Source organism: Fibrella aquatilis (assembly GCF_017353255.1).
Taxonomy (GTDB): Bacteria; Bacteroidota; Bacteroidia; order Cytophagales; family Spirosomataceae; genus Fibrella; species Fibrella aquatilis.
In genome coordinates this window covers 153,061-167,137 of record NZ_JAFMYU010000010.1, presented here as the reverse complement: position 1 = coordinate 167,137, position 14,077 = coordinate 153,061, and the positions used below count along the sequence as shown (strand labels likewise).

At 52.6% G+C, this 14,077-nt stretch carries 11 protein-coding genes; 8 read left to right on the top strand and 3 right to left on the bottom strand.

The window, feature by feature from the left end:
- The first annotated feature begins 1 nt into the window (after position 1).
- Positions 2-631: an LEA/WHy family protein gene (locus J2I48_RS14135; RefSeq protein ID WP_207336116.1), complete on the top strand. Its 630-nt coding sequence runs from the start codon at positions 2-4 to the stop codon at positions 629-631.
- A gap of 38 nt (positions 632-669) precedes the next feature.
- On the opposite strand, the gene mtgA is transcribed toward J2I48_RS14135, so the two are convergent.
- The gene (gene mtgA, locus J2I48_RS14130) at positions 670-1,596 is read right to left on the bottom strand and encodes a monofunctional biosynthetic peptidoglycan transglycosylase (protein WP_207336115.1); all 927 of its coding nucleotides are present in this window, start codon (positions 1,594-1,596) and stop codon (positions 670-672) included.
- A gap of 11 nt (positions 1,597-1,607) precedes the next feature.
- On the bottom strand, positions 1,608-2,723 hold the full coding sequence (gene hemW / locus J2I48_RS14125) for a radical SAM family heme chaperone HemW (RefSeq protein WP_207336114.1): 1,116 nt from the start codon (positions 2,721-2,723) through the stop codon (positions 1,608-1,610).
- A gap of 165 nt (positions 2,724-2,888) precedes the next feature.
- Here hemW and J2I48_RS14120 point away from each other — a divergent pair, with 165 nt between their 5' ends.
- The 6 genes from J2I48_RS14120 (at position 2,889) to J2I48_RS14095 (ending at position 12,903) form a co-directional block, all read left to right on the top strand.
- Positions 2,889-3,656 (top strand): LytR/AlgR family response regulator transcription factor, encoded by a 768-nt coding sequence (locus J2I48_RS14120; RefSeq protein WP_207336113.1) that lies wholly within the window; start codon positions 2,889-2,891, stop codon positions 3,654-3,656.
- Between the two features lie 5 nt (positions 3,657-3,661).
- Complete coding sequence (locus J2I48_RS14115; protein ID WP_207336112.1) at positions 3,662-4,792, top strand: sensor histidine kinase; 1,131 nt, start codon at positions 3,662-3,664, stop codon at positions 4,790-4,792.
- Positions 4,793-5,623: 831 nt separating this feature from the next.
- Entirely contained in the window at positions 5,624-8,731 is a 3,108-nt protein-coding gene (locus J2I48_RS14110; RefSeq protein ID WP_207336111.1) for a lantibiotic dehydratase, read from the top strand.
- 400 nt (positions 8,732-9,131) lie between these two features.
- The gene (locus J2I48_RS14105; protein ID WP_207336110.1) at positions 9,132-9,776 is read left to right on the top strand and encodes an O-methyltransferase; all 645 of its coding nucleotides are present in this window, start codon (positions 9,132-9,134) and stop codon (positions 9,774-9,776) included.
- A gap of 10 nt (positions 9,777-9,786) precedes the next feature.
- Positions 9,787-12,306 (top strand): LysM peptidoglycan-binding domain-containing protein, encoded by a 2,520-nt coding sequence (locus J2I48_RS14100; protein ID WP_207336109.1) that lies wholly within the window; start codon positions 9,787-9,789, stop codon positions 12,304-12,306.
- An 18-nt stretch (positions 12,307-12,324) separates the two neighbouring features.
- The gene (locus J2I48_RS14095) at positions 12,325-12,903 is read left to right on the top strand and encodes a DUF3109 family protein (protein ID WP_207336108.1); all 579 of its coding nucleotides are present in this window, start codon (positions 12,325-12,327) and stop codon (positions 12,901-12,903) included.
- A gap of 116 nt (positions 12,904-13,019) precedes the next feature.
- Here the strand turns inward: J2I48_RS14095 and J2I48_RS14090 are convergent, their stop codons facing one another.
- Complete coding sequence (locus J2I48_RS14090) at positions 13,020-13,178, bottom strand: hypothetical protein (protein WP_207336107.1); 159 nt, start codon at positions 13,176-13,178, stop codon at positions 13,020-13,022.
- 171 nt (positions 13,179-13,349) lie between these two features.
- Here J2I48_RS14090 and J2I48_RS14085 point away from each other — a divergent pair, with 171 nt between their 5' ends.
- The gene (locus J2I48_RS14085) at positions 13,350-13,895 is read left to right on the top strand and encodes a T9SS type A sorting domain-containing protein (protein ID WP_207336106.1); all 546 of its coding nucleotides are present in this window, start codon (positions 13,350-13,352) and stop codon (positions 13,893-13,895) included.
- Positions 13,896-14,077 lie beyond the last annotated feature (182 nt).

The window sequence follows — 14,077 nt, the reverse complement described above, 5'->3', positions numbered from 1 at the left end:
TATGAAGAAGAGCGCCTTGTTGCTGCTACTGGCCCTGCCAGCCCTATTTTATGCCTGTGGAGTAAGTCGTCAGATCGGCGAAGCAAAAGCCCTCGGTGACTGTAAATACGTCATTGTTTCAGCCGACAGTATGCTGGTGGCGGGCTACGATGTGCGCGAATTCAAAAGCATTCGCAGGATTGAAGACATTAATCCGTTGAAATACCCCCGGCTGGCGGCAGGTTTGCTGGCCCGGAACATCCCGTTTGGTACCCGCATTAACCTGCAAATTACCAACCCAACGCTGAAGCTGGCCGCGCTGAACCAGTTGGAATACCGCGTGTTACTGGCTGGTAAAGAACTGGCCAACGGGTTTATCAATCAGCGCATCGAGGTGCCTGCTGCGGGGGGTAAAACCGTTATTCCGGTGCACCTGAAAACCAACGCCTACGAACTAGTGACCGACCCCGCCACCCGCGATGCGTTTACCAGCCTGATGCGCAACCTCAGTGGCGACAAATCGAGCACACCCACGAAAGTGACGATCAAGATCAAGCCCACCATCGATATGTTCAATAAGGCCGTGAATTACCCCGGCTATATCAACATCGAGCAGGAACTCACGAGCAATATGTTGGTGGGAGGTAATTAATTGTTAATCAACCTGTTGACTTAACTGTTTTCTTCCACTCACAAATTTCGGAGGTACTTCTGTCCGCCCAGTGCCCGCATCTGCCGGGCTATCTGCCGGGTGCGCCGCTGAATATAGGTTGAGGGGTGACGAATAGAAAACTGGATAGGGTTGGGCAATACGGCCGCAATGCGGGCGGCTTCATCGCGGCTGAGGGTATAGGCCGTATGGCCGTAGAATCGTTCCGAAGCCGCCTCTACGCCGAAAGTCATCGGCCCGGTTTCGGCCACGTTCAGGTACACTTCCAGGATGCGCTTTTTGCCCCAGATTAGCTCAATAAGCACGGTAAAGTAGACTTCCAGGCCCTTCCGAATATAGCTGCGGCCATTCCACAGGAACACATTTTTGGCTACCTGTTGCGAAATTGTGCTGGCACCGCGTGGCCGTTTGCGCGTTTGATTCTCTTTGATAGCATCCTGAATTTCGTCGAAATCGAAGCCCCAGTGATACGGAAACTGCTGATCTTCAGAGGCCACTACAGCCAGTGCGGCTTCTTTATTGATCTCCTCAAATGGCCGCCAGGTTTTATAGATCGTGCTCGACTGGTCGGTGCCGATGGTGTCCCATTTGCGGCTGATGGTGAGGGGGGTAAACCAAACCGGCAGGTATTTCAGGGCCACAACCCAGGCAATAGATCCCAAAAAAAGCACCAGCACCGTACGGGCAATAAGCAACGAAACCACTTTTAGCCAGGGGTGTTGCCGTACATAGTCACGTCCATGTTGCCATTGCTTCCGCAACGCTGCCCTAAACCTAAACGCCGACTGCGCCGCCGATGATCGCCCTGTCGACGTACGTTTTGGCGACGGCGGTGGCGACATAGGTCGGCCAGACAAAGGGCGATTAGTTGGCGGCATCGGAGAACTGGGCCGGGGTTCGGTTGGGGGCGGGGTGCGTAGCCGGTTAACGCGCTTTTCGGGCTGCATAGTGTACAAACTTACTCCACGAACAACTCACTCGCCACGCGGTCGGCGAAGAGTTTACCCGATTCGGAGAGTTTGAGCACGTTTTCTTCGCAAATGAGCCATCCTGCCCGCTGCAGCCGGTCAATGTGCGGCGCTTGCCAGGTAAGAAATGAACGGCCTAGGAGGCTATCTAATTCGGCCACGCCACAACCCCACATAGTGCGCAGGCCCGTTAGCAGGTATTCGTTAACCTGATCGGCCGATGAAAGAAGTTCACGTTGCAACGGGCTGCTGTTATTTGTTATACCGTTGATATACAGCGCATTGTTGGCTATGTTATGCTGTCGGCTAACGCCATCGTAGGAGTGGGCCGAGGGGCCGATGCCAAGGTAAGGGCGCCGTTGCCAGTAGGCGCTGTTGTGGCGGGCATACTGGTCAGGCTTCGCAAAATTCGAAATTTCGTAATGAACGTAACCGGCCGCTGTCAAAGCCAAATTCAGTTTGGCAAACTGCGTGGCCGAAAGATTTTCATCAACGGGGCTGAGCTTGCCCTTCGCCAGCCAGCGGCCAAAGGCCGTGTCTGGTTCGATAGTCAAGCTGTAGGCCGATATATGAGGTACGTTTAAAGCTAGGGCCTGGTCCAGATCGTGTGTCCAGATTGCGTTAGAGATACCGTAAATGAGGTCGATGCTGAGATTTGTGAAGCCAGCCTCGTGTACCCGTTGCACGGCCAAACCTGCTTCGGTGGCCGTATGCGCTCGGTTCATCCAGCGCAGCGTAGCTTCGTCGAAGGTTTGAATACCGATGCTTAGCCGGTTTATATAGCGCCGGAGCATGGTTAGCCTAATGGGGTCGGCGAGGTCGTCGGGATTGGCTTCAAGGGTTATTTCGGCATCTGGAGCTACCGTAAAATGCCGATGAATGGCGTCAAACAATAGTGCTAGTTCAGCTTCACTGAGCAATGAAGGCGTACCCCCACCCAAATAAATGGTCTGTAATTTGCTGGTGGGTAAGTAGGCATGCCGTTGTGCAATTTCCTGCACCATCGCTTCCACTAATGGCCGTTTCTGGCTTAGGTTAGTGCTAAAATGGAAATCGCAGTAATGGCAGGCCTGCTTACAGAACGGGATGTGCAGATAAAGATGCATACTTAGGTTATGACGTAGGCGCGTGCCGTGAAGTTCCTGCCAAGTGGCAGTCTGGATTACTACACAAAAGGCAAAGTATGCTGATGAATAGCTGCGAATTTCGTAGAGATTACGAATCTTTGCAGGAACCCGACGAACTACGCTTAGTCGCTTCAACTTCTACCTATGCACGAACCGCTTACCTGCTACCTGGTTGATGATGAACCTCACGCGCATCATGTTATGTCGAAATTCATTGGCCGGGTGCCCTATCTGCAACTTTTGGGGCAAAGCTTGGACCCATTCGAAGCCTTGGAGGAAGTCCAGGAAGTGAAACCCGACGTGTTGTTTCTTGATGTGGAGATGCCTGATCTGAGTGGCATCGCTTTTCTGAAAACACTGCCTTTGCCACACCCGGTGGTGGTTATGGTAACGGCATCGCCACAATTTGCTGCCGAAACCTACAACTTTGAGTCGGTGACCCACTATTTGCTCAAACCTGTTGGTTTCGACAAGTTTATGGACGCCATCAATCGTGTAACCAAACGGCTTGGTTACAGCACCGATGGCTCAGAAATGCCTTCTTCGACCTCGATTGCCGTTTCGCAGACTGGTGTCGATCCTCGTGAGAAAGTACCTTATTTCTTGGTCAAAGAAGATAAAAAACTAGTTCGGGTAGCCCCTGAAGACATCGTCTTTGCCGAAGGAATGAAAGACTATCTGAAACTACATTTGACCACCCGCACCCTGGTAACACATATGACCATGGGCAAACTGGAGGAGATGTTACCTCCCACGCAGTTCCTGCGCGTCAGCCGGTCGTATATTGTTAGGCGGCAGGCCATCAAAGAGATCGATGGCAACCAGATCACAACCCTCGACGGTAAGAAACTGAGTATTGGCGTTACCTACCGCGATGCCGTGATGAAGGAGTTGAGAAAGAACATGATGTAGGGATTATGCAGCGTCACTGGCTTTTTGAGCGACTTCGTCGCCTTTTTCCCCGCAGCAGCCCAGCCACTGTTTACTGGGGAGGGCGCATTGCCTTATGGACACTTTGTGGTTACGTGATCCGCTATGTGTATTACACCAATTTCGCTCAAGCTACTGAAAATGCTCTGTGGATACTATCAGTCATGCTTTTAGCGCAGACTATAGCACTGTATTACGCTTTTGGTTATCGAATTTTCCCGGAGACTATCTACAAGCGTCGTATTGGGGTTTTTTTACTTTGGCTTGTGTTTTGGCATGCCATAATTTATCAGTGCAATTACTGGCTTTTTTATTTGCTTCAATATCATGGCGAGACAGGCATGGTGAGCACGTATATGAAGCTGCTAAATTCGTGGGGAGGAGGATGGGCATTCATTACTAATGGAGCAGCTGTATTCTGGAATCTGTTCTGGAGTTTCGCCATTGCCAGTTTACTGCTCACCGTAAAAGCTATCACTGATCTTATCAATTTACGCACCCGGACTATCCAACTGGAGAAAGACAAGCTTGCCCTTGAACTTGACTTTTTGAAAGCGCAGGTAAATCCGCATTTTTTGTTCAATACGCTTAACAGCATCTATGCCCGCATATTCGATACTGACGAACAGGCTGCCGATCTATTGCTTCGTTTGTCCGAACTGATGCGCTACAACCTCTATGAGACTAATCAGCCATTGATAGAACTATCAAAAGAATTGGCCTACATCGCTAACTACCTTGATCTGGAACGTAACCGGTTGATGGGCCAGCATGTGGTCATCGACTACCAGCAATCAGGCGCTGCTGAGTCTTATCAGATTGCGCCGCTCCTACTCATTGCCTTCGTTGAAAATGCCTTTAAACATGGTGTAAAGGGGGCGTCGAAGAAGGCTTTTGTGCGGGTGCAGGCTGATGTTGCCCAGGAGCAACTGGTCTTTACGGTGGAAAACAGCGTTTTTCCGAAACGTCAGGTAAACGGCGATACTGTTAAACGCTCTGGTGGCATAGGGCTTGTGAACGTGCAGCGCAGGTTAGACTCTATCTACCTAAATCGCTATGAGTTGACTGTTGCCAGTACAGAGCTTAATTACAGCGTCAGGATCAAGATTCAGCTTTAATTCAGCACTCCTGCATCTCTATGACCTTCAGCCCTGCTACCACTTCGCGTAGCAGGGCCTTTTTATTCATCGAAGCATTTTAGGCATTGGTCGAAATTCTAGTAAGGGTTGGTCGAAACTAATTGAGCAGGTTCACAACAAGGGCTAAGTTTGAACTGTCTGTCATTAGGCGCATTCCTAACCCCCTAACCATTTCGTTTTTTCAACCAAAGTTTTCAACCAATCTCGATCATGAAAAGCCAAGCAACAACCGCCACTCCCCGTCTGTCAGTAAAAACATCTCGTATCGTTTGTCTAAACGTTGGTCAGAGCGCTTCAAAGGGCAATGGTCGTACCTATACTATTATTGGTGTAACCCGCTGGTAGTCCCTTGCAAACGTGCCATCTGCTCAATTATTCGGCAGCCTCCCAGAGACAACTCGCTGCCTATCTCCGTCGAACAGGCTGGCTTACTGAAAGCCAGGCTGTTGCGTACTCGGAGGGAAAGGATCCGTTGGTGTTTATGCACCTCAAAGATCCCAGCGAGTATATTCCAGAACCCTTCTGGGAGGTATTGGGGCAGTACCCGGCAGTGATAATTACATCGCCATACCCGGCTAATTCGTTCAAAAACATTCCACTTCCTCCTTTTGCTTTTTTAACGGAACCGTTCTCTTTTGAACAGTTCGCAGTTTGTTTAGAACAATACGTATCTATCTACGGGTAACGATACGTATAGTTTAATTTCTTTGATCGGTCTTTTTGCAGGACCATAGAAACACTTTGCTGATTTATTAGTGAATAGTATTTGTTATTTCTGAAATTTGATTTCTGAAATAAATACTATAAACTATGATTCAGTCGAGCAGTTTCTTCGTTCTGCGACGTCCTACGTACTCGCTCAGTAAATTGGCTCAGTTTTACAGCCAATTAGCCACTCGTTCACTAGACGACGTCCTTCGACAGTACTATCAGGACCCGCTGGCGCAGGAAGCGCTTTTTGCGGCGTCGCCCGCGCTTTACGAACGGTTTCGATGTTGGCTGGCAGGCGAGCAACTCCCTGAGCAGAAGAAACTGCTGACTACGCTGCACAAGTATTTCATACGGATGTGCAGTCGCTCAACCCCCTATGGCCTGTTTGCCGGTTGCGCCATGGGTACGTTCTCCGAACAGTCGCATTTGCGGGCCGGATCGCTCACTGCGCTTCAGCCTTATACTCGTGTCGATACCGACTGCCTACAGGCTATTTGTACTTGGCTTACCGAACAGCCTATTATTCGCCGGCAGCTCCAACTCTGGCCTAATTCTTCGCTGTATCCCGTTGGGTCGTCATTGCGGTATGTGGAACAGCAGCGCGACAGCGACAAGCGCCACTATTTCATCAGTGCTGTTGAAACCGACGACTACATCAACCTGGTACTAGACGCTGCCCAACAGGGGGCTACCATTGACCAACTGGCCGCACTGATTCCAGACGTAGCCACCGATGAGGCCACAGACTTCATAGAGCAGCTTATCGACAGCCAGATTCTGAGCTTCGATATTGAGCCAACGGTGACGGGTATTAATTACCTCGAGCGACTTACCAACCGAATAGCCGGTTTGTCTGGGACTACAGACGCTGTAGCAGCCCTGCACGAACTGGCTAGTTGTTTAAAACAGCCTGACCGCCTTGTTGCCTACGCTCAAACACGAGCATGGTTTGCCCAGCGTGAGCTAGAAATGGCAACGGCCGACGTGGTTCAGGTCGATTCGTTTTTTCAAATGCCCGACCTCTCTATCGGACAGTCGGCCATGCGGCTGTTACAGCACGATCTGGAAAAACTCCTGGTGCTGAACCAACCTGCCACCAATCCTGATCTTGACGTGTTCAAACGCCGATTCGACAATCGGTACGAGGAGGAAGAAATCTCCCTTTCGCTGGCGCTCGATAGCGAATTTGGGATTGGGTATGGCAGCGTATCCACACAGGGCGTTGGCTATGCGCCCCTTATCGACGACCTCACGTTCGGTACTTCATCGTCGCCAACTACTACGGCCTGGGACTGGTGGCAGGCGCTGGTGATGGAAAAATATACTGATGCCCTCCGCACCAGGCAGCAGGAAATTGTCCTGACAGACGAAGACCTCGCTTACATCCGCAGGCAGCAGCAGGAACACGATACGCGGCTTCCCGACAGCTTCTACGCCTTCGGATCTATGCTGGCACGATCAGAAAAAGCCCTCGACGATGGCGATTTCCAGTTTAACTTACTTGCCTGTAGTGGCCCTTCGGCAGTAAATCTGCTAAGTCGTTTTGGCGAAGGCGATCCTCACTTGGCCGAACGGATTCGGGCCTGCTCTGTGGCCGAAGAACAGCATCACCCTGACGTAATCATTGCCGAGATTGTCCACCTGCCTGAGAACCGGGTTGGTAATATCCTGACCCGGCCTATGATTCATCAGTATGAAATACCGTACCTAGGGCAGTCGTCGGTAGATCCTGCGTTTCAGATTCCTCTATCCGACCTTATGGTGTCAGTGAATGACAACCGGGTGGTACTCCGCTCGAAACGGCTTAACAAGCGTGTTATTCCCCGCCTCACTACTGCTCATAATTTTACGCAGGGATTGCCTATCTACCGGTTTCTGTGTGATTTGCAACGGCAGGATGCTCACTTGAATATTGTCTGGAACTGGGGAGTGCTGCACCAACAGGCCTACCTGCCTCGGGTACGTTACAATCGTGTGATACTAAATCGGGCTACCTGGCAACTTCAGAGTAGTACACTCTCGCCCGATAATCCGCTAAAATTGGTGGCACAGTTGACGGCCGCTGGCGTACCCGATCAGTTTGCAATTGCTCAGGCCGATAATGAATTGATGATTTCGATGCATGTGCCCGCCTCGCTGGATTTATTGATTCAGGAGATTCGGAAAAATGAGCGCATACGACTAGTCGAACTGCTTAATCAGCCCGAGCAATGCCCATTAATGCATCAGCGCGAGGCTTTTGCCCATGAAGTGGTTATCCCGTTCTACAATGACAAAGCACAGGCACTGCCCGGCCTTACCCAGCCCGACGTGCAGTTGCCCCAACGTCGGTTTTCGGTGGGTAGTGAGTGGTTTTATCTGAAAATTTACACCGGAGAAAAAGCCTCGGATGAACTGCTTATTCAGTCTATATATCCGACAGTACAGCAGTTGTTACAAACACAGATTATTCAGGCGTTTTTTTATATACGTTACCAAGACACCGACCCTCACCTGCGGCTACGATTCCGGGGCAATCCCCACGTCGAGTTTTATCAGTATGTGGTTCGGGCTATTGAGAAGGCTTTTCATAAAGCTGTTACGTCGGGCGTGGTAAACCGGGTGCAAGTGGACACGTATCAGCGTGAACTGGAACGCTATGGCATGGAGCAGATCGAGCGATGTGAACAGTTGTTTCATTATGATAGTCTCTCGACAATGACGTTTTTGGCCAACACCGATGGCACCTTTGATGAAGACTTGCGCTTTGCTGTGGCCATTGCCAAGATAGATCGCTTACTGGCTGGGCTGAGCTTACCTATTGGCGAATGTCGGCGGTTGTTAAGCCACATGAAAGAGCAGTTTTTCGAGGAGTTTGGAGGCGAGTCGTCACTGAGGCACCAACTCAACGACAAGTATCGATTCTATCGGTCGCTGATTAATCAGGCTGTTGATCCGAATTTTGATCCTGCCGATGGCGTTTGGCAATGGCAAAAGGAGCAAACAGACGTGCTTCAGCAGCTGGCAACGGCGGTGGCTGGCACCGACAAGCTGTTTAGTATTGCCGGTAGCCTGATTCACATGATCGTAAACCGGTTGTTCCCCTCGAAACAGCGGGTATACGAGTTGGTGCTATACCATTGCCTGTCTAAACATTATGACTCAGTAGCTGCCCAAAAAACCGGAGCAGCTAAGCAATTGGCAAAAGCAGAACGCAGTTTGCAGTAGAAGAAGTGGCAGTAGTCAGTGATGACGCCAGCAAAAAAAGGCGCGTCATCACTGACTACTGCCACTATTTATCCGGGCAGCTTTTGCAGCGTTTGCCCTTTTTGTATTTCTTACAGCATTTCTTGAACACGCAGTCAGCACCATTGGTGAATGTATTACCGTTATGCAGCGGGAGCACAATCAGGGTTTCTAAGCCTGATTGGTCGGAGTTGATGGAATAAAGCATCTAATTTGTCGATAAAGCAGATCGAAGATATATACTATTTAGATTATGTCAAAATAGCGGCTCTGCTTACCTGCCTTTGCGTACCTGGTCAACCCGTGCATACGCTAAACCGAGGCCCATCGTTTTGGTAGAAAGACGTACTTTTACTTCTATCACCACCGCCAGGCGACTTTAATGGATTTTCTTCCAGTCGATTTAGCCACCTACGCTGACGCCCTCACGACGCCCGAACCGGACTTGCTCCGTCGGCTTAACCGCGATACGTATGCCCATGTGTTGCGCCCCCGAATGTTATCAGGGCATGGGCAGGGGCGGCTGCTGGCCCTGATCTCGCACCTGATGCAGCCCCGTCGAATTCTGGAAATAGGCACTTACACGGGTTATTCAGCGCTCTGCCTGGCCGAGGGACTAGCCCCAGATGGTCGGCTCTTCACCATCGACAAAAATGAAGAACTGGAAACAATAGCCCGGACATACTGGTCTGAGTCGCCCTACGTAGATCAGATCGATTTCCGGCTTGGCGACGCCGCTATTGTGCTGGAGACTCTCGCCGACGAAGTGTTTGACCTTGTTTTCATCGACGCCGACAAAGAAAACTATGCGCTTTACTATGACCTTATTTTCGATCAGGTAAGGCCTGGTGGCCTCATCTTGGCCGATAATGTGCTCTGGAGTGGCAAAGTAGTCGACCCTGAGCAGGCCAATGACCCCGTGACCCGGGCGGTCAGGGCGTTTAACCAGAAAATTCACGACGACCCCCGCGTCGACAATGTGCTTCTGCCCGTTCGAGACGGGATTATGATGGCCCGCAAACGCTAACCCTACCCCTATGAAACGCCTCCTCACCCTACTTTTTAGCTTGGCAGGTCTGCTGGCAGCGGCTCAACCTGCGCCCACTATTGATCGCCCCACGGTGCCCGACCAGGTGACCTTTGCCGATCTGACCGTGCGGTTCGACGACGATGCCCGCCGCTTGATTCAGCAGGACGTCAACGCGCTGGTTGCCAACCGTTCCTACTGGTATGCCAAGCTTGACCGGGCGCTGCTGTACTTTCCCTTGATGGAAAACGCCCTGCTCACCGACGAGATGCCCACCGATTTTAAATACCTGGCCATGCAGGAAAGCTCGCTCACGCCCGACGCCGTGTCGTCATCGCAGGCGGTGGGGTTCTGGCAGTTTAAACGCGAAACCGCTACCGACTATGGCCTGACCGTGAATGATCAGGTCGATGAGCGGAAGCACATTCTGGCTTCGACCCATGCGGCTGCCCGCTACCTGCGCCGCAGCAACGGGATGTATAACAACTGGGTGTCGGCCCTGTTCTCGTTTTACCTGGGCACGGGCGGTATTAGCAAGATTGTATCGCCCGACTGGGCCAACTCGCACGACATTACCCTGAGCGGCAGTACCGACCGCTACGTACTGCGGTTTTTTGCCCACAAGCTAGCCATTGAACACGCCGTGAAAACCTACCAGCCCAGTCTGCCTTTTGCCTTGGTGGAATATCCCGGCGGTGGTGGTAAAAACGTGAGCGACATTGCCACCGAACTAGCCGTTCCCGTGGCCGACATTCGGAATTACAACCGCTGGCTGCTGACCGATCAGGTGCCATCTGACAAAGCGTATATCCTGACCGTGCCCATTCCGAATGGCCAGATCAACGACGTGCGGCAGCGGATGGTGGTGGCCACCGACACTAAACTCAAGAACATTCCCACCGACGATATTGGCTTTCCGGTGTTGAAGCTGGTCACGATGGTGACGCGGTCAGACAACGAGCCTATTCTCTATGAAATCAACGGCTTGCCGGGTGTACAGGCGCAGGCCAATGACAACTCGGCCTCGCTGGCGCGGAAATCGAAAATTAGCCTGTCTAGTTTTTTGCGGTTTAATGATTTAGGCGAGCGCGACTTACTGGTGCCCGGCGAGGTATACTACCTGGCGAAGAAGCGCAAAAAAGCCCTAGTGCCTTTCCACACCGCCCGCCCCGACGAGAGCATGCGCAGCATTTCGCAACGGTATGGCATTCGGCTGAAAAAGCTTATCCGCTACAACCGCATGGACCGGGTGCAGAAATTGCAGGTGGGCCGGGTACTGTGGCTGCGCGAAAAACGACCCAGCAAAACACCCGTAGAGGTGATCAATGCCCCGACGCCACCCGTGTATGACCCGTCGCCGGCCACGCCCAGCACCCGCCCCGTGGCCGACCAGAGCAGTACCGGCGATGCCCGCACGGCCATTAACAACATACCACGCAATGCCTCTGAGCGGAAACGCTACCAACCTAAACTGGTGGGTAGCGCTACGCCAGAGCCGGAGATGACCCCTGCCAAACGCAACCAGCCCTACACCGACCCTAACCCACTGCCGCCCATGACCCGCCCGGTGGGCACTACCCCGGCCACAGATGCCAACACGCCCCCCGTGAACGCCCCCGCCGCCCGCCCTACACCCTCAGTGACGGTGCCTGCTACTGACGCCGGTTCACCACAGCGCACCATCATCGTGCGGGCCGAAGGTGAACCCGAACGGGAGCGCACCACGCCCGCCCGGCCCGCAGCAGGTAGCCGTGAAGGAGGGATTCGAAATCAGACCTATACGGACCCCAACCCGATGCCACCCATGACCCGCCCTGCCACTCCAGCCAGCTATCCACAAACGCCCGACCCTACGGCTAGCTCGTCGGGCAGACGGACGTCGGGACGGCCCACGCGTACCGTTGATTTGGGTGAAGAGCAACCGCCGGTGCCGAAGAAAGGGCAAGAGGCCCCCATTCGAAATCAGCCTTATACCGACCCTAACCCGCTGCCGCCCATGACCCGCCCGGCTACTCCCGCCGACAACGCGCCCAGCAGCCGCACTGCAAATACATCCCGTACTGAGGCCCCGCGCACGGAGGTGTCGGCCACTCGCCCGACCACAAGCCCGGCTGGTAGTCGATCTGTAAGCCATACCATCGAGGCGGGGCAGACGTTCTACAGCTTGTCGCGGTATTATGGTATCCGGGTAGAAGACCTGCTGACTGCCAACGGCCTCACCCTCGACGATAAGCTGTCGGTGGGCCAGAAGCTGACCATGCCTAACGTGCCTGCTGGCTACCCTACGGGCCAGCCCACATCGCCGAAACCCGTTGTGTCAGCAACGCAACCGGTTGAATCAGAGACTATTGAACAGCCAGTAGTTACGCCGACAAAACCAGCCGGGCCAGTATACCATACGGTGGCCAAAGGGGAGACGCTCTATCGCGTGTCGAAGCAATATGATGTAACCATCGAACAATTGATGGAATGGAACAAACTGCCCGACCTGGGCGTAAAAGAAGGCCAGAAACTGCGCGTTAGCCAGTAAGCTGGCTGATAGAAGACTATGATCCTCATCGACAACACCGTCATCAGTGACGACATCGCCGAGCAATTTTTTGTCTGCAATCTTGATAAGTGCAAGGGTGCCTGCTGCGTAGAAGGCGACGCCGGTGCCCCATTAGAGCGCGACGAACTGGCCAAACTACAGGAGATATATCCGGCGGTGAAACCCTACCTGTCGGCGGCGGGTATTGCGGCTATCGAAGCGCAGGGGCTGTATGAACAGGACATCGACGCGGAAGGCGATGGCGACTACGTGACCACCACCGTGGGTGGCCGCGAGTGCGTTTACGCTATCTACGACGAAAAAAACATCCTAAAATGCGGCATTGAAGCGGCCTATAACGACGGCAAAATAGACTGGCCGAAGCCTATTTCGTGCCATCTATACCCTATCCGCGTAACCAAATACGAGCAATACCACGCCTTAAACTACGACCGCTGGCCCATTTGCAGTCCCGCCTGTGGTTTCGGCAAGCAACTTGGCGTACCCGTCTATAAATTCGTCAGCAACGCCCTCGTCCGCGCCTACGGCCAAGCGTGGTATGACCAGTTGAGGAGGGAGATTGAGGGAGAGAATTAATGTACAATCTATAATGAACAATCGGTCCGCCGATGCGGTACAATGAGCTTACGCGCCAACCAAACAGATGCGTAAGCTCATTGTACCGCATCGGCGGACCGATTGTTCATTATTCATTAATTCTTCTTCACCGCCTTCTTCGCCTTTTCCTTCTCATATTGGTCGCGCTGGCGTTTGTCGGCGGCGAGGTTGCGGTAGAGGCCGTTGAGAACGTAGAGGTCGTCAACTTCGTCGATGAGCAGGTGGAGTTGTTCGCGTACTTGTTCAATGTTCATGTGCTGGATCCGGTTGGCTGGTGCCCGAAAGGGGCTGGTTAAGTTAGATTGGCATAACGCAACGCCTGATAAAACGGTTACTGAATTATCCCGATTTTTTGATGGCTAGTAAACATTTTATGGTAAAAATGGGTAAACTTGTCGTATCGACCGGCACATCCGGTTTCGCTTATGAAACAGACGCTACTTTCTCTCTCATTTTGTTTGGTCGTTGTGGCGGCCAACGCGCAGGCTATTGACCAACAGGCCATTGTCAGCAAGTCGGTGCGGGCCAACGCTCGTTACGATTTGAAAGCCGTAGAGCGCATTTCGGCCACGAACGTAGTGGAACAACAGGCTACGGCTACCTACACCGCTGGTAAGGCCATTGTGTTGCAACCTGGTTTCGAGGCCCGCGCCGGTTCTGTATTTCAGGCCACTATTGCGCCGGTGTCGGCCCGTTCGGCAGAGCCGGGTACGGGGCTGATGGTGTCGGCATCGCCAAATCCGTTTCAGGACCTGACCACGGTTGAGTATACTCTGCCCACCGCTAGTGCCGTGAAACACACACTGACCGATGCGCGGGGCAGCGTGATCCGGCATACCGAATCGGACGGAGTGCAGGCGGCGGGTACCTATAAGCTGGGCGTTGAAGGCGGTAACCTGCCTACTGGCGTGTATCTATACCAGGTAAAAACCGACAATCAAACTAAAGTGATCCGGCTGCTGAAGCAATAGCATAGCCTAATCTGGTTATCTGGAAACCAATTCATACCAAAGCCCCCCGCCGCCTGCGGGGGGCTTTTTGCATGGGGTCCGTTCTGTAAATAATGCAAACCAAACGGGCCTAAGTGCGTTATAAGAGGACCTGCTTATGTGTTGACCCATAGCACTTTTGGTTTATAAAGCAGGTTACTCGA